This is a genomic window from Roseateles sp. P5_E1, from assembly GCF_054049335.1.
This window is the reverse complement of sequence record NZ_JBFUMN010000001.1, coordinates 522,400-547,417: the sequence shown is the minus strand read 5'-3', so window position 1 is coordinate 547,417 and position 25,018 is coordinate 522,400. Positions and strand designations below refer to the sequence as shown.

Annotated in this window: 29 protein-coding genes and 1 riboswitch; of the genes, 14 read left to right on the top strand and 15 right to left on the bottom strand. The window is 69.6% G+C overall.

Annotation, left to right across the window (positions count from 1 at the left end; translation table 11 throughout):
• Window positions 1–58: 58 nt before the first annotated feature.
• From ACXJKJ_RS02660 to ACXJKJ_RS02650, 3 genes are read right to left on the bottom strand one after another with little or no spacing between them, the layout of a single operon-like run.
• Window positions 59–463 carry a DUF1801 domain-containing protein gene (locus tag ACXJKJ_RS02660; RefSeq protein ID WP_457388996.1) on the bottom strand — a complete coding sequence of 135 codons (405 nt, stop codon included), beginning with the start codon at window positions 461–463 and terminating at the stop codon, window positions 59–61.
• A 3-nt stretch (window positions 464–466) separates the two neighbouring features.
• Window positions 467–910: a copper chaperone PCu(A)C gene (locus ACXJKJ_RS02655; protein ID WP_457388994.1), complete on the bottom strand. Its 444-nt coding sequence runs from the start codon at window positions 908–910 to the stop codon at window positions 467–469.
• Between the two features lie 24 nt (window positions 911–934).
• Entirely contained in the window at window positions 935–3,025 is a 2,091-nt protein-coding gene (locus ACXJKJ_RS02650) for a TonB-dependent receptor plug domain-containing protein (RefSeq protein WP_457388992.1), read from the bottom strand.
• A gap of 111 nt (window positions 3,026–3,136) precedes the next feature.
• Between ACXJKJ_RS02650 and ACXJKJ_RS02645 the strand changes: the two genes are divergently transcribed.
• From ACXJKJ_RS02645 to ACXJKJ_RS02630, 4 genes are all read left to right on the top strand, one after another.
• Complete coding sequence (locus ACXJKJ_RS02645; protein ID WP_056191605.1) at window positions 3,137–3,532, top strand: GntR family transcriptional regulator; 396 nt, start codon at window positions 3,137–3,139, stop codon at window positions 3,530–3,532.
• Window positions 3,529–4,416 (top strand): ABC transporter ATP-binding protein, encoded by an 888-nt coding sequence (locus ACXJKJ_RS02640; protein WP_457388991.1) that lies wholly within the window; start codon window positions 3,529–3,531, stop codon window positions 4,414–4,416. The genes ACXJKJ_RS02645 and ACXJKJ_RS02640 overlap by 4 nt, the downstream gene beginning before the upstream one ends.
• Window positions 4,416–5,867: a hypothetical protein gene (locus ACXJKJ_RS02635; RefSeq protein ID WP_457388989.1), complete on the top strand. Its 1,452-nt coding sequence runs from the start codon at window positions 4,416–4,418 to the stop codon at window positions 5,865–5,867. The genes ACXJKJ_RS02640 and ACXJKJ_RS02635 overlap by 1 nt, the downstream gene beginning before the upstream one ends.
• A gap of 132 nt (window positions 5,868–5,999) precedes the next feature.
• Window positions 6,000–6,090: riboswitch (cyclic di-GMP riboswitch) on the top strand.
• Between the two features lie 94 nt (window positions 6,091–6,184).
• A complete protein-coding gene (locus tag ACXJKJ_RS02630; protein WP_457351344.1) occupies window positions 6,185–7,009 on the top strand; it encodes a hypothetical protein in 825 nt (274 codons plus the stop codon).
• A 151-nt stretch (window positions 7,010–7,160) separates the two neighbouring features.
• On the opposite strand, the gene ACXJKJ_RS02625 is transcribed toward ACXJKJ_RS02630, so the two are convergent.
• Both ACXJKJ_RS02625 and ACXJKJ_RS02620 read right to left on the bottom strand, forming a co-directional pair.
• Window positions 7,161–7,604 carry an SRPBCC family protein gene (locus tag ACXJKJ_RS02625; protein ID WP_056191596.1) on the bottom strand — a complete coding sequence of 148 codons (444 nt, stop codon included), beginning with the start codon at window positions 7,602–7,604 and terminating at the stop codon, window positions 7,161–7,163.
• A gap of 90 nt (window positions 7,605–7,694) precedes the next feature.
• Entirely contained in the window at window positions 7,695–8,171 is a 477-nt protein-coding gene (locus ACXJKJ_RS02620) for a flavin reductase family protein (protein WP_056191594.1), read from the bottom strand.
• Window positions 8,172–8,302: 131 nt separating this feature from the next.
• Between ACXJKJ_RS02620 and ACXJKJ_RS02615 the strand changes: the two genes are divergently transcribed.
• Window positions 8,303–9,211: a M48 family metallopeptidase gene (locus ACXJKJ_RS02615; RefSeq protein WP_056192583.1), complete on the top strand. Its 909-nt coding sequence runs from the start codon at window positions 8,303–8,305 to the stop codon at window positions 9,209–9,211.
• Here the strand turns inward: ACXJKJ_RS02615 and ACXJKJ_RS02610 are convergent, their stop codons facing one another.
• From ACXJKJ_RS02610 to ACXJKJ_RS02585, 6 genes are all read right to left on the bottom strand, one after another.
• The gene (locus ACXJKJ_RS02610; RefSeq protein ID WP_056191593.1) at window positions 9,212–9,844 is read right to left on the bottom strand and encodes a Crp/Fnr family transcriptional regulator; all 633 of its coding nucleotides are present in this window, start codon (window positions 9,842–9,844) and stop codon (window positions 9,212–9,214) included.
• A 173-nt stretch (window positions 9,845–10,017) separates the two neighbouring features.
• Window positions 10,018–10,695 (bottom strand): helix-turn-helix transcriptional regulator, encoded by a 678-nt coding sequence (locus ACXJKJ_RS02605; protein ID WP_082532346.1) that lies wholly within the window; start codon window positions 10,693–10,695, stop codon window positions 10,018–10,020.
• 117 nt (window positions 10,696–10,812) lie between these two features.
• The gene (locus ACXJKJ_RS02600; protein WP_457388987.1) at window positions 10,813–11,457 is read right to left on the bottom strand and encodes an MBL fold metallo-hydrolase; all 645 of its coding nucleotides are present in this window, start codon (window positions 11,455–11,457) and stop codon (window positions 10,813–10,815) included.
• Window positions 11,458–11,643: 186 nt separating this feature from the next.
• On the bottom strand, window positions 11,644–13,386 hold the full coding sequence (locus tag ACXJKJ_RS02595) for an FAD-dependent oxidoreductase (RefSeq protein WP_457388985.1): 1,743 nt from the start codon (window positions 13,384–13,386) through the stop codon (window positions 11,644–11,646).
• A gap of 156 nt (window positions 13,387–13,542) precedes the next feature.
• A complete protein-coding gene (locus ACXJKJ_RS02590) occupies window positions 13,543–13,785 on the bottom strand; it encodes a hypothetical protein (protein WP_457388983.1) in 243 nt (80 codons plus the stop codon).
• Window positions 13,733–13,954: a hypothetical protein gene (locus ACXJKJ_RS02585; RefSeq protein ID WP_457388981.1), complete on the bottom strand. Its 222-nt coding sequence runs from the start codon at window positions 13,952–13,954 to the stop codon at window positions 13,733–13,735. Before ACXJKJ_RS02585 ends, ACXJKJ_RS02590 begins: the two co-directional genes overlap by 53 nt.
• A 259-nt stretch (window positions 13,955–14,213) precedes the next feature.
• Between ACXJKJ_RS02585 and ACXJKJ_RS02580 the strand changes: the two genes are divergently transcribed.
• On the top strand, window positions 14,214–14,549 hold the full coding sequence (locus tag ACXJKJ_RS02580; RefSeq protein WP_056191582.1) for a hypothetical protein: 336 nt from the start codon (window positions 14,214–14,216) through the stop codon (window positions 14,547–14,549).
• Between the two features lie 21 nt (window positions 14,550–14,570).
• Here ACXJKJ_RS02580 and ACXJKJ_RS02575 read toward each other — a convergent pair whose 3' ends face one another.
• Window positions 14,571–15,263 (bottom strand): hypothetical protein, encoded by a 693-nt coding sequence (locus tag ACXJKJ_RS02575; protein ID WP_235531777.1) that lies wholly within the window; start codon window positions 15,261–15,263, stop codon window positions 14,571–14,573.
• A gap of 107 nt (window positions 15,264–15,370) precedes the next feature.
• On the opposite strand from ACXJKJ_RS02575, the gene ACXJKJ_RS02570 reads away from it, so the two are divergent.
• Complete coding sequence (locus ACXJKJ_RS02570; RefSeq protein ID WP_457388980.1) at window positions 15,371–15,862, top strand: MOSC domain-containing protein; 492 nt, start codon at window positions 15,371–15,373, stop codon at window positions 15,860–15,862.
• On the opposite strand, the gene ACXJKJ_RS02565 is transcribed toward ACXJKJ_RS02570, so the two are convergent.
• Window positions 15,855–17,312 carry an aminotransferase-like domain-containing protein gene (locus ACXJKJ_RS02565; RefSeq protein ID WP_457388978.1) on the bottom strand — a complete coding sequence of 486 codons (1,458 nt, stop codon included), beginning with the start codon at window positions 17,310–17,312 and terminating at the stop codon, window positions 15,855–15,857. The two genes, ACXJKJ_RS02570 and ACXJKJ_RS02565, sit on opposite strands and share 8 nt — an antisense overlap.
• Entirely contained in the window at window positions 17,312–17,896 is a 585-nt protein-coding gene (locus ACXJKJ_RS02560; RefSeq protein ID WP_457351361.1) for a LysE family translocator, read from the bottom strand. The genes ACXJKJ_RS02565 and ACXJKJ_RS02560 overlap by 1 nt, the downstream gene beginning before the upstream one ends.
• Before the next feature lie 96 nt (window positions 17,897–17,992).
• Between ACXJKJ_RS02560 and ACXJKJ_RS02555 the strand changes: the two genes are divergently transcribed.
• From ACXJKJ_RS02555 to ACXJKJ_RS02525, 7 genes are all read left to right on the top strand, one after another.
• Entirely contained in the window at window positions 17,993–19,186 is a 1,194-nt protein-coding gene (locus tag ACXJKJ_RS02555) for a PQQ-dependent sugar dehydrogenase (protein WP_457388976.1), read from the top strand.
• A gap of 3 nt (window positions 19,187–19,189) precedes the next feature.
• Entirely contained in the window at window positions 19,190–20,401 is a 1,212-nt protein-coding gene (locus tag ACXJKJ_RS02550; protein WP_457388974.1) for a helix-turn-helix domain-containing protein, read from the top strand.
• A gap of 25 nt (window positions 20,402–20,426) precedes the next feature.
• Window positions 20,427–21,071, top strand: a complete 645-nt coding sequence (locus ACXJKJ_RS02545; protein WP_457388973.1) for a Vgb family protein — start codon at window positions 20,427–20,429, stop codon at window positions 21,069–21,071.
• Window positions 21,072–21,153: 82 nt separating this feature from the next.
• Window positions 21,154–21,915, top strand: coding sequence for a DUF899 domain-containing protein (locus ACXJKJ_RS02540; protein WP_457388970.1), 762 nt, complete (start codon window positions 21,154–21,156; stop codon window positions 21,913–21,915).
• A gap of 5 nt (window positions 21,916–21,920) precedes the next feature.
• A complete protein-coding gene (locus tag ACXJKJ_RS02535; protein WP_457388968.1) occupies window positions 21,921–22,478 on the top strand; it encodes a hypothetical protein in 558 nt (185 codons plus the stop codon).
• Window positions 22,435–23,358 (top strand): serine O-acetyltransferase EpsC, encoded by a 924-nt coding sequence (epsC, locus tag ACXJKJ_RS02530; protein ID WP_056191564.1) that lies wholly within the window; start codon window positions 22,435–22,437, stop codon window positions 23,356–23,358. The genes ACXJKJ_RS02535 and epsC overlap by 44 nt, the downstream gene beginning before the upstream one ends.
• Window positions 23,359–23,394: 36 nt before the next feature.
• Window positions 23,395–23,787, top strand: coding sequence for a YybH family protein (locus ACXJKJ_RS02525; RefSeq protein WP_457388967.1), 393 nt, complete (start codon window positions 23,395–23,397; stop codon window positions 23,785–23,787).
• Here ACXJKJ_RS02525 and ACXJKJ_RS02520 read toward each other — a convergent pair.
• A complete protein-coding gene (locus ACXJKJ_RS02520) occupies window positions 23,784–25,016 on the bottom strand; it encodes a potassium/proton antiporter (protein WP_457388965.1) in 1,233 nt (410 codons plus the stop codon). The two genes, ACXJKJ_RS02525 and ACXJKJ_RS02520, sit on opposite strands and share 4 nt — an antisense overlap.
• Between the last annotated feature and the right edge of the window lie 2 nt (window positions 25,017–25,018).

Genomic DNA, 25,018 nt, shown 5'->3' with positions numbered 1-25,018 from the left:
GGAGTAATCATGGGCTATCGGCAACCCTGGCCAGAACTGAACGGGCTTTACGCCCGCTTCACTGGCCCGCGACGCTCGCCCGCTGCGGGTTGCCCAGCTCGGCATTGAGCGCGACGGCCGCTTTCACCAGGGCCAACGCGGTGTCGCGCTCGAATGGCGTGTCCTCTTGCAGTTCCAGCGTGCGCAGCTCGAACTTGCCGCCACCGCGCATGCGGGGCTCCAAATGCAGCAACCGCTTGCCTCGCCAGAAGCCGAACAGCACGCGCTCGGGCTCGGCGCGGATCAGCAGCACCGGGCCGTTGCTGAAGTAGACGAGGTGGCCCCACTTGAGCTTCTCCTCCAGGCCGGGCGCCGCCTCCAGCACGGCCGCGCGCAGCGCCACCACCTGGGCCTGTTGCCAGCCGCCGAGCGCGGCGACATAGCCGTCGGGGTCGGCGGCATCAACGATGTACATCTTGGCCATGCGTCAGCGCGCCTGCGCCTTGATCTCGACCGTCGTGCGCTGCTTGTCCTCGCCCTCGACGGTCAGCGTCAGCGGCACGGTCTCGCCGGCCTTGATCGGACCCTTGAGGCCCATCAGCATGACGTGATAGCTGCCGGGCTTGAGCGCCATGGCCTGGCCGGCGGGCAGCGGCAGCGCATCGACGGCGCGCATCTTCATGACGCCGTCGTCCATCTTCATCTCATGGATCTCGACCATGGCCGCCACTGGCGAACTGGCCGCCACGACCTTGGCCGGCTTGGCCGAGGTCAGCTGCATGAAGGCGCCGGTGGCCTTCTGCGGCGCGACGGTGGCGCGCACCCAGGGGTCGTCAACCTTGACTTGAGCCTGGGCGGCGAAAGAGGCGAGCAGGGCAGAAGCGAGCAGCAGGCGGCGCATGGTGAAGGGCGGGAACGCTAAAGCCTGCATTGTGCGCAGTCCTTCGAGCAAGGGCTAGAAGCGGTACAGCCCCTGCAGCCAGAACCAACGCCCGGCCAGCGGCAAGTCGTTGGGCAGCACGCCGCCGGGCAGGGTCGGCTCGCGGGCGTCGGCGTTGAGCGCATTGCGCAGCGAGCCCGAGACTTCCCAGCCGAGGGTAGCGGCCAGGCGCCGCACGGTCAGGTCGACGGTCGTGTAGTCGGCCACTGGCGGCCGCGCGTCGCCCGCCGCGCGCTTGCGGTCGGCGACATGGTTGGCCTGGCCGCTGACGAGCCATTGGTCAGGCAGGCGCCAGTCGACGCGCAGGTAGTGATGCTGATGCGGCGCATAGCCGGCATCAGCACCGGTCGCGCGGTCGGTGGCGCGTTGCAAGGCCAGGTGACCCGTCACGCTCAGCTGCCGCAGCGCGTCCCACCGAAGCTCGAGCTCGCCGCCGCGGCCCTTGAGCCGGCCGACGTTGCGGTAGGTCGCACCGGTGGCCGGTGCCGGGTTCGCAACGACGCGCACGATGTCGACCGCGTCGAGCCGGTAAAGGCTCAGATTGAACTGCAGTTCGGCACTCGGCGCCCAGGCGAGCACGAACTCGGTCGTCTTGATGCGCTCGGGCCTGAGGTCCGGGTTGCCTGTGCTGACCGGGTTGATCGTGTACTGCTCGCTGAAGCCCGGCGCACGGAACGCTCGCCCATGCATCAGCTTGGCCGTCACGTCGTAGGCAGCCTCCCAGACCAGCGCCAGGCGCGGATTGGTGGTGCCGCCGAAATCGGAGTAGCGGTCGTGGCGGACGCCAGCGGTCAGGGTCCAGTCTGGCGCGACACGCCATTCGTCCTGGCCATAGACATAGTTGCTGTCGCGGCGAGCCGGCCGGATATGGGGCTGGATGGCGTTGTAGTCGATGACGGGCCCGGTTGGCACCGGCACGCCGGTCGGCGTCAGGATGAAGTTCTTGTGCGTCTCGGCGCGGTAAAGGTCGGTGTCGTCGTGGCCGACGCCGATACGCAGGCTGTGGCCTTGGAACCCGCCATAGACCGCATGCGCGTCCACGCGCCACATGCGCTCCCAACGCGCCGGGCCGCCGATCATGCCGTCGGGAAAGAGATTCGGCCCGATGCGGACGCCGGCCGGAAACAGCACCAGGCCGCGCGGCGTCTGCTCGTGATAGTTGTGCAGCGCCGCGCTGAAACCGGCGGCCCAGTCGGGCGCGAGCTGCGCGTCGGCCCAGCCCAGATCGGCCATCAGCCGGTCCATGTCGATCACGCTGTCGGGGTCGAGGGCCGAGTTGACGCCGGCGCCGGTGCCGGCGTTGCGGCGCACGACCTTGTTGACGCGCAGCCGCCATTTGTCCCAGCCCAGATCGAGCCCTGCATCAACGGCATCGTGGCCAAGATTGGCCGGCCCGGGAGCGCGGCTGGCGTGGGTGCCAAACAGGTTGTCGAGCCGCGTCGCGCCGTCGGCCGTGATCGTCGCGCCATGGCCATCGGTCGCGCCGATGCGCAAGTAGGCGGCGAGCACCAGCGGCCCGAGCTTGCCGCCATGCTGGAGCCAGGCGTCGCGGCTACGGAAGGAGCCGCCGCGCAGGCCAGCCTCGGTGCCCCGCAGATCGGCCGGGCCCTTGGTCACGATATTGATCACGCCGGCGAAGGCGTCGGCACCGTAGAGCGCCGAGCCGGGGCCGCGGATGACCTCGATGCGCGCGACGTTCTCCAGCGGCAGGCCAGCCCAGGTATTGCCCTTGTCGCCCGTGTACGCGGTCTTCATCGGCTGGCCGTTGATCATCAGCAGCACCTGCACATTGAGCGGCTGGCTCAGCAGGCCGCGCACGCCATAGAGCGGCGTGTACATGATCGGGCCGTAGCTGACATGCAGGCCCGGCACGGTGGCCAGGGCCTCGTCGAGATCGGTCGCGCCTATCGCCGCGATGTCCTGCGCCGTGATGACGGTTGCCACGGCCGGCGCACGGCGCAGGGGCTGCGCGCTGCCGGTCGCGATGCTGATGGTGCCCTTGTCGCCATAGGCCAGGGCCAGGTCTTCATCGATAGGTTCGGCACCGACACCCGCCGCCGCGAGCATCGAGATGACCAGCCAGTGCCGACGGTGTGTCTGCATCATGAGGGTCTCCGCGGGCCGAGACGCAAACCATCGTACGCCCGCGCAGACAACAAATGCTTGACATCAACTGTCCACGTGTACTATCGTACTGATACACGTAGGCAGTTAACGATGGATCCCACCCATTTCGTCCACATCAACACCGGCTCGCCCGAGCCCATCTACCGCCAGCTCATCGAGCAGGTGAAGCGGCGCGTCGCGGCCGGGCAGCTCAAGGCCGGCGACGAGATCCCGTCGGTGCGCGAGCTGGCCCAGGCCCTGGCCGTGCACCCCATGACCATCTCCAAGGCCTATTCCCTGCTGGAGTCCGACGGCGTGTTGGAGCGCCGCCGGGGGCTGTCGATGGTGGTGGCGGCGCAGCACCAGCGCGCCCAACCCACTGCCGACCGCGTCGAGCTGCTGCGGCCGACGCTGGAGAAGGCGGCCGCCGAAGCGCGGCAACTGGAGCTCCCCAAGACCCAGGCCCTGCAGCTGTTCAAAACCATCCTCGACGAGACGCAAGCATGACTGCCTCCTCCGCCCACTTTCCCCACTCCGACACCGCCACCGCCGAACTCGCTGGCGTCAGCCTCGCCTATCCCAAGGGCGAGGCCGTGCTGAAGGCGCTGGACTGGACGTTGCAGCCGGGCCAGGTGGTCGGCCTGCTGGGCCGCAACGGCTGCGGCAAGACGACGCTGCTGGAGACGCTGCTGGGCCTGCGTGAACCTCAGCAGGGCCGCGTGCAGCTGTTCGGCCAGGACGCCGCGCGGCTGGATGACGCGGCGCGCGCCCGCATCGGCTATGTGCCCCAGCAGAGCGACCTGTTCGAGAGTTTCACCGCGGCCCAACTGCTGGCCTACTTCAAGAGCTTCTACCCGCGCTGGAACGAGTCCAGGGTCGAGGGCCTGCTGTCGCGCTGGGACATCGCCCGCGACAAACCCATCCGCAAGCTCAGTGGCGGCCAGCAGCAGCGCCTGTCCATCATCCGCGCGCTGGCCCACGACCCCGACCTGCTGGTGCTGGACGAACCCGTTGCCAGCCTTGACCCGGTCGGCCGGCGCGACTTCCTGCGCGAGCTCGTCGACCATGTGCTGGACCGCGGTACGACCGTCGTGTTTTCCACCCACATCCTGTCCGACCTGGAACGCGTCGCCTTCAACCTCGCCTTCCTGAGCGGCGGCCGCATCGCCCTGCAGGCCCCGCTGGACGAGCTGCTGGAGCAGGTGCGCGCCTTCACCGGCACCGTCACCGAACTGGCCAGCCTGTTCGCGCGGCTGAACGCCCAGCCGCTCAAGCGCACGCCACTGGAGGCCGGCCGCGAGCGCGTGCTGGCGCGGCTGCCGGCCGGCGTGAGCGCGCCGCTGGACGCACAGGCCGTCAACCTCGAAGACCTGTTCGCGGAGCTGACGTGATGAAAGCCGCCCCCTACAGCCAATTGCTGCTGGCCTTCTGGCGCCAGCGCGATCGCGAATCCCCCTGGGGCCGCCGGGCGCTGTTCGCCCTSGCCGTGCTGGGCCTGGCGCTGGGCGTCTACCTGGCGCCGCAGCTGGCGRTGCCCATGCTGGCCCTTTCGGCGGCACTGGTGCTGATGTCGCTGTGGATGGCCATCATCGGCAGCCTCATGCAGCAGAACCATCCCCATGCCGCGCGCTTCGTGCCCGGCCATCTGCGCCAGACGCTGGAGTCCGCGCTCGCAGCCTGGGCCGGCTTGTCGCTGGGCAGCGCAGCCCTGCTGTGGCTTTGCCTGCCGCAGATGCCCTCCTTCGCCCTGCTGCTGCTGGGCGCCGCGGCCGTGCTGGCCTTCATGGGCTGGGCGACGCGCGAATGGCAGCTCTGGCTGGTGATCTCCATCGGGCCGGTGCTGTTCTTCGGCACCGGACTGGACCGGCGGCTGGCGCCTCTGGGCACCGCGCTGCGCGAGCTGTGGCTGGCCCAGCCGCTGTCCGTGCTCGCGCTGAGCCTGCTGGCCCTGGGCTGGTCGCTCACGCGGCTGTTCGGCAGGGGCGACGCGGCCCACGCCGAGGCCTATGCCCGCCTGGGCCGCATGCGCCGCGCCGCCGAGGACAGCATGCAGGGCAAATACGCCGGTGCCGCCGCCTTCGGCCGGGTGGGCGAATGGCTGAGCCAGCCTTTTGCGCTCGCCGTGTCGGCCTGGCAGCGCCATGTCGTCGCGCAGGCCGAACCGACGGGCCAGAGCGCCATGCGCCGCGCCGAGATCGTGCTGCATGGCCGGCAGCACTGGCTGCACCAGAGCCTGGGCGCCGTGATGGCCGTGGGCATCGCCGCGCTGAGCTTCTTCATCGCGTTTGCGCTGGCCGGCCAGGGCCTGCAGGACAACTGGACCAAAGGCGCCTACGGCATGGCCATCGGCCTGGCGAGCATCGGCTTCAACCCTTGCTTCACCCTGCCCAACATGCTCTGGCACAGCCGCCGCGAACAGGCCCTGATGCGGCTGCTGCCAGGCCTGCCGCAGGGAGAGGCGCTGAACCGCGCGGTTGCGCTGATGCAGTTGCGCCACGCCCTGGTTGCCTGGGCGCTGACGACCGCCGGCCTGGGCCTGCTGGCCTGGGCCGCGAACAATGCCGCACTGCTGTGCCTGGCCTTTGGCGCCCTGCCACTGAGCACCGGCTGGCTGCTGCGCGCGCCTTCGCGCATGAAGTCGCCCACGGCCTGGACCACCGTCGTGCCCATCCTGGCCTTCATGCTGATGGGCTGGGGCATGTTCCTGCTGCAAAAGGATCTGGGCGCGCCGCTGCCTCTGCTGGCAGGCGCCAGTGTTGCGCTCAGCGCCGCGCTGGGCGCATGGCGCTGGCGCACGCTGAGCGCTGCGCCAACGGCCTTGCCGGCCGGTCGCTTGAGCTGAAAACGCTCGGCGCAAGCCCGCCGCAAGCTTCAAAAACCGCTCGTCGCGGGCCTCGCGCCGCTCGCCGGGCGGGGGTCTCGGTTCGTGAACTGACGCACGGACAAAACACGGCTTACATCCGCACACTGCGTCCCATGCAGTCGGCAAACCCGTCGAAAGGCGGGGACGCAAAGCCACCGGTCTTCGTGCTCTGACAGGAGCAAAAGACAGCGGGGCCGCCCTGGGCGGACAAGGACATGTCCGCAGCGTGGCACACGGGGAGGTGCCGGCTACTGCCCAGTAGCCCCACCCTTTGCATCAACCCGAAAGACCACGCCATGAAGTACCAAGCCATTGCCTTCGCTGCCCTCGCCCTGTTCGCCCAGGCCAGCTTCGCCGCCGACCCGACGGCCCAGCTCACCGGCCTCGTGCGCATCGTCAAGAGCGACGGCCAGACCGTCCTCGCCCAGGCCGCGCCCATGCTCGTCGCCGCCAACGGCACGGCCACGGGCGCCATGCCCCAGATCACCGTCAGCGAGAAGGATGCCTTCATCTCCAGCCTCGGCCGCTGCGCCTTCAACTTCAAGTACGACGAGGTCAGCGCCTCGGCCGTGGCCACCAGCACCAACCGCATCTACAGCAACGACACACTGATCGCGCAGAACACGCAAATCGCGCTGACGCCCAAGGTCGTCAAGACGATCTGGACCCAGCCCTATCTCTTCGCCGGCGCGAACAACGTGAAAGTCGTCGTCAATGTCGACGGCGTGCCGAGCACGGGCTGGGTGCGCATCAACGTGAGCGGCACCTGCGGCAAGCCCGCCGCGGCACCAGCTCCGGCACCCGTGGCCGCACCGCCCGCACCGGCCCCGTCGCCCGCTCCCGCACCGGTCGTCTATGTCCAGCCCGGCTCGGGCGACTGGAACAACCTCAACAACGCCTGGGGCTACAGCAACTACGCGGCAACCCAGCTCAAGGGCAAGGGCTATGCGAAGTACGCCGAGATCGTGCGCCTGAACGCCGCCCTCACGACGGCGATCAACGCCAAGAAGATCTCGACCGGTGACTACGGCAGCCTGATGGCGGCCTGGAACGCACTGATGGCCGACCCCGCCTTCAAGGCCGCGATGGCGGCCATCGTGCCGACACCAGGCGTCAAGTAAAGACCCCTCGTCCAGTCCCGCTCCGCTGAACACGAGCGGGCCTAACCGGCCCCCCCGAGGGGGCGGCGATGCTTGGCGGCATTGAGCCGCAAGCACATCGCCATGGCGGGCCGGCTAGGGGCGGCCCGTCGCTCGGCCCGAGCGCACCACGTTACTGGTTGATCTCCGGCTCGGCCAGCTGGGCCAGCAGGGTCAGCGACTCCTGCCAGCCCAGGTAGCAGGCCTCGGCCGGGATCATGGCCGGGATGCCTTCCTGCTTGATGTGCACCTCGGTGCCGCAGAACACGGCGCGCAGCTCGACGGTCGTCGTCATCTCGCCGGGCAAGTTGGGGTCGTCAAAGGCCGCCGTGTAGCGCAGCTTCTGGCCTGGCACCAGTTCCAGGTAGCGGCCGCCAAAGCTGTGGCCGCCGCCGGTCGTAAAGTTGGTGAACGACATCTTGTACGTGCCACCCACCTTGGCATCCATCTCGTGAACGGTGCCGGTAAAGCCATGGGGCGGCAGCCACTTGGCCATGGCGGCCGGTGTCGTGAAGGCGCGGTAGACGCGGTCGGGCGGGCAGCGCAGCACGCGGTGCAGGGTGACGGTGTTGGTCATGGTCGATTCCGTGGTTGGACAGAGGATGGCCCTCTGTCATGACGACGATCAGAGCCCGACCGGATCGACAACGCCAACCCGGAAAAAACCCTAGATCGGCAACTCGGTGAAATAACGGCCGCCGTGGAAGATCAGCGGCTGAGCGCCGAGCCGGGACGAGCAACGCTCGACTTCGCCGACGAAGATGACGTGGTCGCCCTCCTCGTAACGGCTGCGGTTGGCGCATTCGAAGACGGCAGCAGCCCCCTCCAGCACCGGCGCGCCGCCCGCGCCCTCGTGCCAGGCCACGCCGGCGAAGCGATCGATGTCACGCGTCGCGAAGCGCTGGGCCAGCTCCTTCTGGTCGGCCGCGAGGATGTTGATGGCGTAATGCGAGCCATGCGAGAACACCGGCATGGAGCCGGCGCGGCGCGCCAGGCTCCACAGCACCAGGGGCGGGTCCAAGGACACGGAGTTGAAGGAATTGGCGGTGAGGCCGACCAGGCCGCCGTCCGCAGCGCGAACGGTGACGATGGTCACGCCGGTGGCAAACATGCCCAGTGCGGCGCGGAATTGCTGGCTGTCCATGGGGTGATTGTCGCCAGTCCCGCGCCGCTGTCCTACGAAAGCCGCCATCGCCGCCCAAGCACAATGTCGGCATGGATGCCGACGACTTCCAGGTCCGCGACGACCTGCAGTTCACTGACCCGCCGACGCGCATGTTCGGCGACTGCGCCGACTGCGCCGCCGGCCGCTGCGCGCCCCCGGCCCTGCGCGGCCGCCGCCTGTTCACCGGGCTGCTTGCCGCTACCGGTGCCGCAGCGTTCATGCCAGCCTGGGCACGCGAAGGCGTGGAGGTCGGGCCCAAGAGCAAGTTCACCGGCTTCGTGTCGGCCGACCAGCTGGAACAGGCCGGTGGCCAGCAGTACGCGCTGATGATGCGCGAGGCCGGCCAGCAGCGTGCCCTGGCGCCGATGGACCACCCCCAGGCCCAGAGGCTGCGCTACATCGCCCAGCGCATCATTCCCTTCAGCTACGAATGGAACGACCGCGCCCGGCAGTGGAAGTGGGAAGTCAACCTGCTGGCCAGCGCGCAGCTGAACGCCTTCTGCATGCCGGGCGGCAAGATCGCGTTCTTCTACGGCATCCTCGACAAGCTCAAGCTGGAAGACGACGAGGTCGCCGCCATCATGGGCCATGAGGTCGCGCATGCGCTGCGCGAGCATGCTCGCGAGCGCGTCGGCAAGTCGGCGTTCACGAACGGCATCGTCGAACTCGGCTCGGCCTTGCTGGGGTTGGGCAACGTGGGCCGCGGCCTGGCCGGCATGGGGGCCCAACTGGTCAACCTGCGCTTCAGCCGCGACGACGAAAGCGAGGCCGACCTCGTCGGCATCGAGCTGTCCGCCCGTGCGGGCTATGACCCCGCCGCCGCCGTGCGCCTGTGGGAAAAGATGATGACGGCCAACAAGGGCGCGCCGCCGCAATGGCTGTCCACCCACCCGGCCAGCACGACGCGCATCCGCGACATCCAGGCCAACCTGCCCAAGGTCGAGGGCCTCTACAAGCGCGCAGCCAAGCCGGACCAGCGCTTCCCGGTTGCGCCGCCGCTGCAGGTCAGGTCGCGGTAGCTACCAGCGCGCTGGCAGGCTCTTGAGTCGCTGGTATTCGCCGGCCGCCACGCGCCTCAGGTAGCCGCCCAGCTCCAGGTCCTTGACGAGCTTGGACACCATCTCACGCGAGCAGCCCAGGCGCTGGGCCATGCCCTGGTGGGTGAGCGCCAGGTGGCGACCATCGCCGGTGGTCTCGTCGACGAGGTTCTTGAGACGGCCATAGACGTCGTTGAGCGCCAGCTGCTTGGTCGACAGCGTTGCGGCGCGGGCGCGGCGGATGACCTTGGTCAGCAGCTCGAAGGCAAATTCGGGGTGCTCGCTGATGTGGGTCAGCAGGCTGGCCCGCGTGACCATGACCAGGCGGCTGCCTTCTTCGGTGATGACACTGGCCGAGCGCGGCCCCCCGTCCAGGCTCATCTCGCCGACGTATTCGCCGGGGCCATAGACGCCGTAGGTGATCTCGCGGCCACGGGCGTCGCTGCTGAAGGCGCGCAGCGAGCCGGAGAGGATCAGATAGAGGTTGTCGCCGAGCGAGCTCTCCTCGATCAGCACGATGCCCTTGCGATAGCTGCGTGCAATGCCGCGCGCGGCCAGCTGCCGCAGCGAGGGCGGCAGGGCCAGGAGTTCGTTGTCGAGCGTGTCGTCAGGCATCCGGCGGCGCTCTGAGCATTTGGCTCCGGAGCGCGGTCGAATGTTAGTGCTTGCGGGCCGAGCGCCGGGCCGTCCCTAGCCGGCCCGCCTTGGGCGATGTGCTTGCCGGTCGATCCGGCAAGCATCGCCGTCCCCTCGGGGGACCGGTCAACGTACCCGTTGGACGAGGGGATTCAATTGACCAGCTTGGCCGGCCGCAGCGACGAAACAAGCGGCGGCAGCAAGGCCAACTGCCGCATCAGCTCGCCGATGCTGTCGGCGCCGCTCTTGGCGCGGATGCTCTGGATCTGGCTGCGCACCGTCGAGATGGCCACGCCCTGGCGCTGCGCGACCTCGGTCGGCTTGACGCCGTTGGACAGCGCCTTCAGCACCTCGGTCTCGGCCGGCGTCAGCTGGTAGCGCAGCGCGAACCACTGCGCGGCCAGGTCGCCGCAGAGCTGGCGGCGCTCCAGGATCAGCAGCACCGCCGCCTGGTTGACATCGCGGTTCAGCGGCACGACGACGACATTGGCGCGGCCACATTCGGCGCGATCGTCACCCAGGCGCAGCAGGCAGCGCCGGCCACTTGCCTCGGCGCCCTCCAGCGCGTCGGCCAGAGGCACCGCGTCGGTCAGCAGGCGGGCCCGCAGATGCTGGCCGACGAGCTCCAGCGGGTGGTTGTCATCCAGCGACGCCCGCGCCGCGAGATTGCTGTGAAGCACACGGCCCGCGCCGTTGAGAAGCACGACGCCGTGGTCGAGCTCCTCCAGCACAAGGCCCATCCATTGGTTGGAAAGCGAGGCCGCCTGACGGCGCTCGCGAGGACGGGAGCCCGGGACCTGCCCCGGCTGCACAAACTCGGACATCCACATCGAAGCACTCCTCGGCCCACCCCATGCGAGCCCTCATCAAAGAGTAGGAGAGCACGTTTCGCTTCGGGCGTAAATGTTGCTGGATGTGTTTGTGAACGAATTACCTCCAACCGCCGTTCAAACGACATCGGCAACATAGGGATTGCTGCGGCGCTCTCTTCCGATGCTGCTTTCCGGCCCATGGCCCGGGATGAACACGGTTTCATCACCCATCGGCCATAGGCGCTGGCGGATGGCGTCGATCAGTTGCAGGTGATTGCCGCCAGGGAAATCGGTCCGGCCGATGCCGCCAGCGAACAGCACATCACCCACGAAGGCGCGCCGCGCCGCGGCTGAGTGGAAGACGACATGACCCGGCGTGTGTCCGGGGCAGTGGCGCACGGTCAGGGTCTCCTGGCCGATCTGAACCGTGTCGCCATCGTCCAGCCAGCGGTCGGGCTTGAAACCTTCTGCCGGCGGGAAGCCAAACATCTTGCTTTGCTGCGCCAGGCCGTCGATCCAGAACTGGTCGCCGGGGTGGGGGCCGATGATGGGCAGGCCCTGTTCGCGGGCCAACTGGCCAGTGCCGCCAGCGTGGTCGATGTGGGCGTGGGTCAGCCAGATGGCCTTCAGGTTCAGGCCGCGCTCCTGCACCGCCGCTAGCAGCCGGGGCAGCTCGCCACCGGGGTCGATGACGGCGGCGTCTTTCGTGACGTCGCACCAGACAAGGGAGCAGTTCTGCTGAAAGGATGTGACGGGGACGGTCAGGTATTGCAGGGCCATTCGGGAGGGAGCTGATAACAAAGTTTCGAACTGAAGGTCAATGTATCGAATCGGCCCACCGAGCTTCACCGAATGCCAATGTCAAAGTTGCGAAGCCCTTGGGCCGCAAGCAACGTATGAATCGGAAATGAAGCAAGCTGCCGAGGGGCTAGCGCGGGTGAGCAGGCCATGCGCAGAACTCAATTCTCAAACCCGCACAAACCCGTCCGCGCTCCACGCCTGCGAGCCCACGCCGTGGTGCACGAAGAAGAGACCATCGGGGTCGTACCGCGCCTTCACGGCCCGCAGCCGCGCGGCGTTGGCGCCCCAGAACTCGCGCTGCCAGTCGGCGTTGAAGAAGTTGCTCTCCGACACATAGGAGCCCGACCTCGGCGCGACGCGGCGCAACGCGGCGGCGGCGGCATCAATGGCGCGCGCGTTGCGGTGCGCGTTGGTCAGGTCGGGCGGGGTGCGGGCCAGGCCCGGGTAGGCGGGCGCCTCGCCGTCGGCCATGATGACCAGCGCGAACGACTCGCACACCGCCGGGTTGGTGGCCGTGTTGGCGGCGCTGGCCAGTGCCGCGGGCGGCGCGCCGGCCAAGCCCTTGTTGAAGTGCAGGTCCAGGTGCTTGTGGCGTGTGCTGTCCAGCAGCGCCTGCACCATGCGGGCCCGCTCGCCGGGCTGCAGCAGCGCGGCGGGCAGCCAGAGGGACTCATAGCCGTGTAGCCAGGCGCCCACCTGGGCCTGGTCGCCTTTCCACCAGCCGTGGTGCTTGGGCGCGCCCTCGCGCGTGTCGGGGATCATGGAGCCGTTGCCCTCCATCCTCCACCAGCCGCGCGCATCGTCCGCCCACGCGCCGGGCTCCTCCACCACGCTGAAGTCCTCGGGCGAGTCCTTCACCCAGTCGAAGAACGGCGCCCACACCTGCTGCGCCTGCGCCTTGTCCAGGCCCTGGCACACCATGGAGATCTTGAGCGTGTTGTCCGGCCCGAACGACGCCTGCTCGCCCCAGTGCGGGTTGAAGAGTGAGTCGGCATAGAAGTCCACGAACCGCGCCACGAGGCGCCGGTAGGCCGCGTCGTCGCGGGCCTTGAACTTGCCCCATGCCGCGCCGAAGTGCTGCGGCAGTTCGTGCGTACGCAGCGTCACGCGCGTCACCACGCCCCAGCTGCCACCGCCGCCGCCCTTCAGCGCCCAGAACAGCTCAGGGTCTGACCGCTCATTGACCGTGCGTACCTGCCCATCGGCCGTCACGATCTCGGCCTCCAAGAGGCTGGACGCCGCCGTACCAAAACCCTTGGAGAAGCTGCCAAAGCCCCCGCTCTGGATGAGCCCCGCCACGCCCACGTCCGTGCAGCCGCCGCCTTGCACATAGCGGCCCGCCAATGTCGTCACCGCGTGGTACAGGTCAATCCACACCGCACCCGCCTGCGCGGACACCGCCGGCACCGGCGCCACCTTGCCCTCGCAGCCCTTGGGCACGAAGCCGTCGTGCAACGTCACCTCGTTCATCGCCCGCGTCCAGATCAACAGCGAGTCSGGYGCRTTGGACGTSCCCTGRTAGCTGTGYCCSSCGCCYTTCACSACCAGCCGCAGGTTGTGCTCGCGCGCGAAGTTCACGCCCGCCACCACGTCCACCGTGCTGCCGGCCTTGATCACATAGGCACTCGCCGCCGGCGTCCACGCGTCCAGGTAGCCCGACACCTGTGTGCCCCCGGCCTGGTCGCCCACGAAGAACGGGTTGCGCAGATTCTTCATCAGCACGCCGCAAGCCGCCGCGACGGGGCTGGCCGCGCACGGCGCCATCAGCGGCTCCACGGCCGACAGGCGCCCGCCCACCGCGTCCTTGAGCCGCTGCCACTGCGCGGCGTCGGGCCAGTCCGGGTCCGTCGGCCGCTTGCGCCGCCGCGCCCGGCCCTGTGCATGGGTGACCATCGGCAGCGCCGCCATGGCCGCTGCGCCTTGAAGAAGATGTCTACGAAGCAACGTGAACTCCCTGGGTCATTGGATGAGCACCAGCATTCCACGGCGCTGCGCGCCTGGCAGGCGCGTTGGGGTGAATGGTGGGGCGAGCGGGGCCAGCGGCTGGCCCGCTGGAAAGACGGGCTAAGGCTCGCAGCGCGCCGCCAGATGACCCACGGCGCGATAGAACGACGCCACATGCAGCGCCTGCGAGAACCGCCCGGCCTCGATGTCGCCGCTGATGGCCGCCTGCGCTATGAAGCTGACCTCGATCTCCTCCGACGGGTCGAGCGACTGGGCCGATGCATGGTCCAGGTCGGCCGCAGCGCCGCTGCTATTGCTTGCGGTCGTGCGGCGACCGCCCCAGGCCGAACAGCAGGACGCCACCGAGCAGAGCGGTGATCAACGACGCCATGCCTGATCCGAACAAGGGATGGTGCCCCCACAGGGCCAGATCATGGTGCTTGATGGCATGGCCGAACGACAGGCCCAGGAAGGCCAGGCCGACGAGCGCGGCGAACAGCAGCAGCGATACGAAAGCGTGTTGAGCATTCATGTGACTTCCTCAGACTGCAACTTCGAATGGCGGTTTTAGCCAAGGCACCGAAGGTTGGCGAGGCCCAGGTTGAGTGGGGCGTCATCAAGCATGAGGACTTCGCCACGTTTCCGGCACCCAAAATACTGTTTAAATCAACAGTATCATGCCGGATCGCCGTTGCCAGGTGTGAGGTGCACGCCAAGGCGTTCAATCCCGGCGGCCCAAGGGTCGCCGGGCTTTTTTGTCATCGTGGGGTCGCCAGACAATCCGCCCTGCCATGCCACGCCGACAGCGCCGCGATCACCACCACGTCTATGTCGTGCTGCTGTCTGAACGCGTCTGGAACGAGCCCGCCTTTCGCAAGGCCAACCCCGGCCATGACATCGTCAAGCCCTGCCTGTACGTTGGCATGACGGGCCTGGACCCGGACCTGCGCTTTGACAGGCACATGGCCGGTGTGCAGGCCAATCGTTTCGTCCTGAAGTACGGCGTGCGCCTGATGCCCGAGCTTTACGAGTTCTACAACCCGATGCCCTACGACGCGGCGCGCGACATGGAAGTGGAACTGGCCATCGGCCTGCGTGAGGCGGGCTACGCGGTGTGGCAGGCGTAGACGGGAAAGAGCGGCGTCAGCTCAGTCCCTGAGACCACGTGCCCAGACGCGGTCGGCAGCCTCGAACATCGTGCGGCCGTCCAGCATGGCCGGGTCGCGGACAAGGGCCAACCAGTCCAGCGTGTCGTGGTGGCTGCCGGGAATCAGGTCGGTCGACCGTTCCGCCACGAGCCAGGCATGCAGCCTGGCATACAGCGCGGGGTGGCGCGCCTGCGCCCAGGCCAGGCCAACGAGATCGCCATAGGCTTCCTCACGCCGCGTGGACCGCATGGCCAGCCAGGCCTGCTGCAGATCCGCGGCCAGGCCGTCCGGGGGCTTGGCGGCGACGAAGCCGGCCGGCACACCATGCCAGGCGCCATCGAGATAGCGGCGGCAATGGCCCAGTTCATGGGCGGCCATCAGCTCCAGGGCCGGGCCGCGCAGCGCGGGGTCGAGGGCGTCGATCTGGCGCTGGCCTTCGGGGTTGCCGCGCATCGACAGCACCAGCTTGCAGCGGCCATCGACAAAACCCAGCGCGAGCGGCGCCGTGCCGGGCTCGGCCTGGGGCTGCACGACGATGTCCACCGGCAGGGCGAGCGCCTGGCGAGCATGGGCAATGACGGGCGTGATGCCCTGCAGCCAGCGCATTTCCAGGGCGGTCAGATCGGCGGCGTGAGCGGTCTGCGACAGCGCGACACACACAAAAGCAAAGGTGGAAAAAAGACGTCTCAGCACGGCAGACACTCCTTGAGAGCATCTTCGGGCGTGACCGGACGAGACTTGACTGCCCCGTGCCGCGCATCCGTGAACTATGCGGACCAAAGCCGGGCTAAGGTGTATCCATGAAAACCATGCGCGACCTGATGACGCCGCCGGCCCATATCCAGGGCCGCGTCGAGACCATCATCGTGCGCGGCGCACCGCGCGACCGGGCCCGACGCATCGAGCAGACGACGGCGCTGGCCGGCATTGGCCTGGCCGACGACCGGCTCGGCCAGCGCGGCGAGGCCGAGCTGTCGACGCGCCAGGTCACGCTGATCCAGCTGGAGCACCTGCCGCTGATCGCGGCATTTGCGCGCAGCGGCCCGATCGACCCGGTCGGCCTGCGCCGCAACCTCGTCATCTCCGGCATCAACCTGCTGACGCTGAAGAACGCCAAGGTGCGCATCGGCGCGGCGCTGATCGAGATCGTCGGCCCCTGCGCGCCCTGCTCGCGCATGGAGGAGGTCATCGGCCTGGGCGGCTATGCGGCGATGCGCGGCCATGGCGGCATGACGGCGCGCATCCTCGAGGGCGGGGCCATCCGCGTCGGTGATGTGGTGAGCGTCAGCTGACCTTGCTGCGTGCCCGATCGACGGCGCGTTGGGCGCTGGCCGTCGCGCTGAGCTGGTCCCGCAGGAAATCAGCCAACCGCGGCTGCTGGCTGAAGGCCGCGTTGAAGCGGATGTGCGAGTCGCGAGCGCCATCGGCCGCGAAGGTGGCGCCGCGCACCAGCAGGATGCCGGCACGGAAGGCCTCCTTCACGACGTTGTCCACGTCGACGCCGGCCGGCAGCGTGCCCCACAGGAACAGGCCGCCCTCGCCCGGATGCTCAAGCAGCACGCCGGCCTGGCGCAGCTGCAGCGTTGCCGCGGCGCGGGCCGCGGCCAGGCGCTGCTGCAGGCGGTCCAGGTGCTTGCGCCAGCGGCCGGCGGCCAGCACTTCCAGCAGCACGTATTCGTTGAGCGCGGCCGTCGTCAGCACCGAGATGATCTTCTCGCGCATCAGCGCCTTCAGCAGCGCCGGCTCGGCCGCCATATAGCCCAGGCGCAGCGCCGGGCTCATGGCCTTGCAGAAGCTGGAGTAGTAGATGACGCGGTCCAGCCCCGAGAGCTGGGCCAGCCACGTCGGCGCGCCGGGGTGGAAGTGGCCCTGCACGTCGTCCTCGGCGATCAGGAAGTCGTGGCGCTGGGCCAGCATCAGCACCCGGTGCAGGTTGGCGGCCGTGCTGCCCCAGCCGGTGGGGTTGTGCAGCACGCTCTGGATGAAGAGCAGGCGTGGGCGGTGCTGCGTGCAGGCGGCGTCCAGCGCCTCCAGGTCGATGCCGTCGGGCCGTCGCGGCACCGGCACGATGGTCACGCCGGCCTGGCGCAGGCGGTCAAAGAGCAGGAAATATCCCGGCGTCTCGACGGCGACCGAGTCGCCCGGGCGCAGGAAGGCGCGGCAGATCAGGTCGATGGCCTGGGTGCCGCCATAGGTCGTCAGGATGCGGCCGGCATCCACGGCCACGCCCTGGCTGCGCAGCAGCATCGCGATGCGCTCGCGCAGCTCAGGCAGGCCCTGCGGCGGGCAGCGCGAAGCCATGCCGGCCGTGGCGCGGGCCAGGCCGCGCTGCACGGCGGCCGCGGGGATGGCGTCTTCCAGCCAGGTGGCCGGCAGCGCGCCGCTGCTGGCCAGCAGCACGCCGGCCTTCTGGTCGTTCGCCTGCTGGGCCAGCCAGACAGCCTCCTGCTCCTCGCCGGCTTCCACGCGCGCCGCCTGAGTCAAAAGGTCAGGCATGGCGTCCGCCGGGCCCTCGGCGACGAAGAAGCCGGCCGTGCCGCGCGAGTCGATGAGGCTGGCGGCGACAAGGCGGTCGTAGGCGACGACGACCGTGTTGGGGCTGACGCCCAGACGCGAGGCCAGCTGGCGGATGGAGTTCAGCCGGGCGCCGGGGGGCAGCTGGGCGCTGGCAATCAGCGCGTGCAGGCGCTGCTCGATCTGGTCGGCCAGCGGCGTCGGGGAGTCGCGGTCCAGAGAAAACATCAGCGCAGCAGCATCAGGGCCAGCACAACCAGGGAGGTGGCCATGATGACATTGAAGGCGCGGCGGCGCGCCGGGCTGGACAGGAAGCGGGAAATGCCGACGCCGAACAGCGCCCACATCGAGACGCAGGGAAAACCGATGAGGGCGCCCGCGAAGCTGACGAACAAGGCGCCGCTGACGATGCTCCACTGCGCCGGCATGAAGACCGACGCCACCGTCACCGCGCGGATCCAGCTCTTGGGGTTCACCGCCTGGAACAGCGCGGCCTCCGCGAACCCGACCCGTTCCGGCGGCCGGCCATTGGCGGCGGGCGCCACGGCCAGCTTCCAGGCCAGCACCAGCATGTAGAGGGTGCCGGCCAGCTTCAACATTTCGTGCAGCACCGGCCAGGCCGTGAAGACGGCACCCAGGCCCGCACAGGTCGCGAAGGTCAGCACGGCCACACCGGTGTTGGTGCCCAGGATGGCCGGCAGCGTGCGCCGGTAGCCGTAGTGGGCGCCGTTGGCCACCAGCATCATGTTGTTGGGGCCAGGGGTGCTGGACATCAGCAGGCAGTAGGTGGCGAAGGGCAGCATCTCGTTCATGGGGCCATTGCAGCGCCCGGCGGCTGGGACGTGAAGCTACAGCGCGCGGTGCCGTGCGGCGTGCTGTATCAATGCGGCGACCGACACAATGGCCGTATGAGCTTCACCCTTCGCGCCGCCTGGGCCCTGGCCGCTGCCGTCGCCGCACCCGTCTGGGCCGAGCCGCCCGCCTACCGCACCCAGGGCCAATGCGACGGCCTGCCCGCCATCACCTCGTTGAAGGTCGCGCCCGAGTTCTGCCTCGCATTGGCCGCCTCCAACCTGGGCCGGCCACGCGGTGTGCTGGCGCTCAGTGCCAACCGCCTGCTCGTCACCGACATGGGCAACTGGAACCCCGGCCATGGCCGGCTGCTGGAGCTGACCCGCGAGCCGGGCCAGCCCTTCAAGGTCACGGTGCTGCTGAAGGGCCTGGACCGCCCGCACGGTCTGCGCAAGGACGCTCAGGGCCATGTGCTGCTGGCCGAGGCCCACCGGATCAGCCGCGTCGAACTGCCCACGGGCCGGCTGCAGCCCCTCGTCACCGAGCTGCCCACCCAGGGTCGCCACCCGCTGAAGTCCTTCGCCGTCGACGCCGCCGGCGCCCTCTTCGTCAACTACGGCGCGCCGAGCGACCATTGCGAGGCCATGGACGGTGTCGCGGCCGGCACGGCCCAGGGTTGCGGCCAGACGGGCGGCAAGGCGCCGCTGGCGGCGGTCTGGAAGTTCACGCCGAAAGATGGCCGCGCATGGGAGGGCCAGCCCTTCGCGTGGGGCCTGCGCAATTCCGTCGGGCTGGCCTTCCACCCCGACAGCGGCGAGCTCTGGCAGGCCGAGAACAGCCGCGACAGCCTGCCCGGCGACAAATACGACAAGGCAAGCCCGCCCGATGAACTCAATCGCGTCGAACCCGGCCGCCACTACGGCTGGCCGCATTGCACCGGCACCGACATCCTGGACAGCAGCTTCGGCGCGCACAGCTGCCAGGACTTCACCCCACCGGTGAAGCTGCTGCCGGCGCATGCCGCGCCGCTGGGCATGCTGTTCTACGGCAAGGCCGGGCCGGCGAAATGGCAGGGCAGCCTCGTCATGACCTGGCATGGCTACCAGCCGACGGGCCACCGGCTGATGGCCTGGCGCTTCGATGGCAAACACCAGCCCATGGGCGAGCCGCTGGCGCTGATCGCGGGATGGAGCGCCCAGGCCGGCAAGCACCCGATGGGCGCGCCGGTCGATGTCGACCAGGACGAGCAAGGCCGCCTGTGGATCACCGAGGACCGCAATGGCGACCTGCTGCTGCTCGCGCCGCGCTAGTCCATGGACTCGCTGATCTCCGCCGCTGCCCGCGCGCTGGCCGCGGGTGACGCGCTGGCGGCACTGAAGCGCGTCGCGCTGCGCGAGGACCCGCCTGCGCTGGCCTTGCGCGGCATCGCGATGGCCCAGCTCGGCGAGCTGGCCCGGGCGCGCGAGCTGCTCAGGCGCGCGGCCCAGGGCTTTGGCGCGCAGGAGGCCACGGCACGGGCGCGCTGCGTCGTCGCCGAGGCGGAGGTGGCGCTGGCCATGCGCGACTTCAGCGCCGCACCGCGCGCGCTGGAGGCCGCCATGGCCGCGCTCGAAACGCGCGGCGACCGCGTCAACGCGCTGCAGGCCCGACTGATCGCGGCGCGGCGGCAATTGCTGCTGGGCCGACTCGATGCCGCGGCAGCCCTGCTTGCGCCGCTTGACGACCAGGCATTGCCACCCCTGCCCGCTGCCGTGGCCGCCCTGGCCGGCGCGGAACTGGCGCTGCGCTCGCTGCGCATGGCCGAGGTGCACGCCGCCCTCACACGCGCTCGCGACGCAGCCGCACGGGCCGGCGTGCCGGCGCTGATGGCCGAGGCCGCCGACGCAGCTGCCGTGCTCGACCACACCGCCGCACGCCGGCTCGTGGCCGGCGCCTGGCAGCCGCTGCGCCTGCACGAGGTGGCCGCGCTGATGGACTCGGGCGCCGTCGTCGTCGACGCATGCCGCCACGCGCTGAGTGCCGGGAAGTTGCGCGTGCCACTCGCCCGCCGCCCCGTCCTGTTCACGCTGTTGCGGGCCCTCGCCGAGGCCTGGCCGGGCGAGGCCGAGCGCGACACGCTGATTGCCCGCGCCTTTCGCATCCGCGAGGTCGACGAAACCCATAGAGCGCGGCTGCGCGTCGAGATTGGAAGGCTGCGTGCCCTGGTCAAGCCCGTCGCCGGCATCGAGGCGACCGCACGCGGTTTTGCGCTGCGCGCTCCGGAGGTGGCCGTGCTCTCGCCACCGATGGCAGGCGAGGCCAGCGAGCTGCTGGCCCTGCTGTCCGACGGCGCCGCCTGGTCCACGTCGGCCCTGGCCCTGGCCCTGGACGCCAGCCAGCGCACCGTGCAGCGCGAGCTGGCCGAACTGGAGGCCGCAGGCCGCGTGCGCGCCATCGGTCAGACGCGCTCGCGGCGMTGGCTGGCGCCGCCGCTGACCGGATTCACGACGATCTTGTTACTCCCCGCCGCGCTGCAGCTTGGCTAAGGTTCGCCCATCGCAAGGAGCAACCATGAACACAGTGATCCACCCCGCCGAGATCGTCCGCGAATACGGCCCCTTCGAAGGCGGCAAGAGCGTCGCCGGCGTCACCCACGACGGTCGGCGCGTCTGGGCCGCCACCGGCGCCGCCCTGGTCGCCTTCGACCCCGCCAGCGGCGAGGCCCAGCAGCGCATCGAGCGCCCCTGCGATGCCGGCACGGCCTTCGATGGCCGCTACCTCTACCAGCTCGCCGAGGCCCGCATCGACAAGATCGACCCCGCGACCGGCAGCGTCGTCGCGTCCATCCCGGCGCCGGGCCAGGGCGGCGACTCCGGCATGGCCTGGGCCGAGGGCAGCCTGTGGGTGGGCCAGCACCGCGGCCGCAAGATCCACCAGATCGACCCCGCCACCGGTGCCATCCAGCGCACCATCGAGTCCAACCGCTTCGTGACCGGCGTGACCTGGGTCGATGGCGAACTCTGGCACGGCACCTGGGAGGACGACGCCAGCGAGATCCGCCGCATCGACCCCGCCGATGGCAGCGTGCTTGAAAGTCTCCAGATGCCCGCCGGCACCAATGTCAGCGGCCTCGAATCCGACGGCGCCGACCTGTTTTACGCCGGCGGCGGCGGCACGGGCAAGGTCCGCGCCGTGCGCCGCCCCAAGCGCGCCTAACCACTGATTCCCCCTGAGCAGCACCGCACCCGAGCCTCGGGTGGAGCCGCTGCATTGCCTTCACCCACCCAAGGAGCCTTTGATGAACGCCCCCATTTCTCATCCTGTCGTCACCCGCGATCTCTGGATCGCCGAACGCAAGAACCTGCTCGCCCGCGAGAAGGAACTGACCCGGCTGCGCGACCAGGTCGCCGAAGAGCGCCGCACCCTGCCCTGGGTGCGGCTGGACGACAACGCCTACGTCTTCGACACGCCGGCCGGCCCGCGCAAGCTGAGCGAGTTGTTCCAGGGCAAGCGCCAGCTGCTGGTGCAGCACTTCATGTTCGGCCCCGGCTGGGAGCAGGGCTGCAAGAGCTGCTCCTTCATGGCCGACCACCTGGACAGCATGGCACCCCACCTGGCCCAGCGCGACATCGCGCTGCTGGCGGTGTCGCGTGCGCCGCTGGCCGACCTCGAGGCCTTCAAGCGCCGCATGGGCTGGCAATTCGCCTGGGCCTCGTCCAACGGCAACGACTTCAACCGCGACTTCCACGTCAGCTTCACGCCGGCGGACCGGGTCGACGGCGAGGTCTATTACAACTTCCACATGACGCCCTTCCCGAATGAAGAGGCGCCCGGCATCAGCATCTTCTGCAAGGACGACGACGGCCAGGTCTTCCACACCTACTCGACCTTCGGCCGTGGCGTGGAAGTGATGATGGGCACGTACAACCTCATCGACCTGACACCCAGGGGCCGCGATGAGGCGGGCCTGAGCTACACGATGGAGTGGGTGCGCCACCATGACCGCTACGAGTCGCAGGCCCCGGCGCCAGCGGCCTGCTGCGGCGGCTCGAAGGCCTGACAGCCATGAGCGCCACCAGCCTCTGGCCGTGGCTGGCCCTGGCCGGCGCCGGCGCCCTGCACGGCCTGAACCCGGCCACCGGCTGGGGCCTGGCCGCCTGCTCGCAGGACGCACGCCGCGCGCTGCTGCCGATCGCGCTCGGGCATGCCGGCGCAATCGGCGGCGTGGCGGTGCTGGTGGCGCTGGGCGGGTCCATGGGCAGCGGGCAACTTTTGTGCGGCCTGCTGTTGTTGCTGGCGCTGGCACTGCGTCGTATCAAGGCAGGGCTGGCGCTGTGGTCCGGCCTGGTGGCCAGCGCGCATGGCAGCGGCATGATGCTGGTGCCGGCGCTGGTGCCGATCTGCCTGAGCGCCTCGCCAGCCCGGGAGATCACCGCCTCGGGCTCGCTGCTGCTCGCACTGGCGGCCGTGGCCGTGCACATGGCGGCGATGCTGGCCGTGACGGCAGCCCTGGCCTTCGTGGGGAAACGGTGGATTTCTATACTGGCCGCCCTTGCCAACCGCCTGCGCGGCGCCCGCCATGACCCAAGCCCTCACTCCTCCGTCAACGCCCGCGCCCGGTGATGAACTGCAGGCTGTCGTCGAGGCCTTGCGCGACGAACGCAGGCGCTGGCGCGAGGCGCACCGCCGCGGCGGCGACGGCCGCGAGCTGCCGTCGCGCGAGCTGCTGGCAGGCATGGTGCAGTGCCTGTCGGGCGCGCTGTTCCCGATGCGCCTGGGRCCGCCAACGCTGCAGCCCGAGAACGAGGATTTCTACGTCGGCCACACCATCGGCACAGCCATGGCAACACTGCGCCAGCAGGCCGCGCTGGAGCTGCGCCACGAGGCCCGCCAGCGTGGCGATGACACGCCCAGCCAGGACGCCGCCGAGCTGGCAACTCGCTTCCTGCGCACCCTGCCCGGCGTGCGCGTGCTGTTGGACAGCGACGTGCTCGCCGCCTACCAGGGCGATCCGGCGGCGCGCAGCGTCGACGAGGTGCTGCTGTGCTACCCCGGCGTGCGCGCCCTGATCAGCCACCGCCTCGCGCATGAGCTCTACAAGCTCGGCCTGCCGCTGATCGCCCGCGTCGTCGCCGAGCTGGCCCATGCCGACACGGGCATCGACATCCACCCCGGCGCCACGATCGGCAGCGGCTGCTTCATCGACCATGGCACCGGCGTGGTCATCGGCGAGACGGCCGTCATCGGCGAGCGCGTGCGCATTTATCAGAACGTCACGCTGGGCGCCAAGAGCTTCCCCACCGACGGCGACGGCAATCTCGTCAAGGGCCAGCCGCGCCATCCCATCGTCGAGGACGAGGCCGTCATCTATGCCGGCGCCACCGTGCTCGGACGTGTCACCATCGGCCGCGGGGCCGTCATTGGCGGCAATGTCTGGCTGACGCGCAGCGTGCCGCCGGGCAGCCTTGTCACGCAGGCGGACTCCCTGGCCGGCACAACCTGAAACAGCGAGCGCCCGCCGTGGCGCTAAGGTGGTGACATGCAAGCCGATGAACAAGAGATCCGTGATCTCGTGACGACTTGGATGGCCGCCACGCGCGAGGGCAATGTCCAGGCCGTGCTCGCACTGATGACGGATGACGCCGTCTTCCTGACGCCCGGCCGGGCCCCGATGACCAAGAGCGATTTCGCCAAGGCCGCCGAGGGCCAGGCACGCGGCAAGGCGCCGAAGTTCGACGGGCACAGCGAGATGCTGGAGGTGCAGATCCTGGGCGACTGGGCCTTCATGCGCACGCGACTGAGCGTGACCGCCACACCGCCGGATGGTTCGCCGCCGACACGCCGCGAAGGCCACACGCTGACGCTGTTGCGCAAGGATGGCGGCCGGTGGAAGCTGGCGCGTGACGCCAACCTGCTGGCGCCGGTAGCCTAGCGCTCACTCTGATCAAGCCCCAGCCAGCGCGCCAGCAGCGCCAGCGTCGGGCCCTGGATGAGCAGGGACAGCAGCACGACGACGAAGGCCACGTCGAAGAAGCGCCAGCCGTTCGGCAGGCCAGCGAGCACCGGGTAGGTCGCCAGCACGATGGGCACCGCGCCGCGCAGGCCCGACCACGCCACGAAGCACTGCGAGCGCCAGCCAAAGCCCAGCGGCGCCAGGCACAGGAAGACCGCGGTGGGCCGCGCCACCAGCATCAGGCCGGCCGCCAACAGCAGGGCCGGGCCGATCAGGCGCAGGACCTCATGCGGCGTGACCAGCAGGCCCAGCAGCAGGAACAGCACCGCCTGGGCCAGCCAGGTGTAGCCGTTCAGCCCGGGCAGGCTCATCGCCGCCACGCGCTCGGCCCCGTGGCGCACCAGAAGGCCGGCGACGTAGACGGCCAGGAAGCCCGAGCCGCCGCAGCGGTTGGTGACGGCAAACAGCAGGAAGCCGAGTGCCGCCATCAGCAGCGCCGTCAGCCCGTCGTGGTCATCTGTGATGGGCAGCTTGCCCACCCACCATGCGGCCAGCAGGCCGCCCAGTACGCCGGCGAGCAGGCCCAGCCCGAGCTGCTCGCCCAGCAGGGGCAGCAGGTCGACCAGGCTGTTCACTTGCGCGTCGCCCGGCTGGCCGAAGGGCATCAACCAGGCGATCAGGCCGATGGTCAGCACCATGGCCATGGGGTCGTTCAGGGCCGACTCGACCTCGATGGTGGCCGCCAGGCGTGGCTCCAGGCGCAGCTTGCTGGCGGCGAACTGCGCAAACACGGCGGAGGCGTCGGTGGACGAGACCGCCGCGCCCAGCAGCAGGCCTTCGGTCCACGGCATGTCCAGCACCGCCTTCGCGATGCCCGCGACGATGGCGGCCGTGATCGCGACGCCTACCGTGGCCAACAGGCTGGCCGGCAGCATCGCGCGGCGCACCTCGCTCCAGCGCGTGCGCAGGCCGCCATCGAACAGGATGAGGGCGAGCGCGAGATTGCCGACGGTGACGGCCAGCCGGTGGTCGTCGAAGGGCAGGCCCAGCGGCCCATCCACGCCGGTCAGCATGCCAACCGCCATGAAGACGAGCAGATGCGACAGGCCGAGGCGGTGGGTGTAGAGGGCGCCGGCGATGGCGACCAGAACGAGCGCAGCAATGGCCGCCGTCAGCAACTCGGGGCCGGCGGCGGCGCTGTGGATCACAA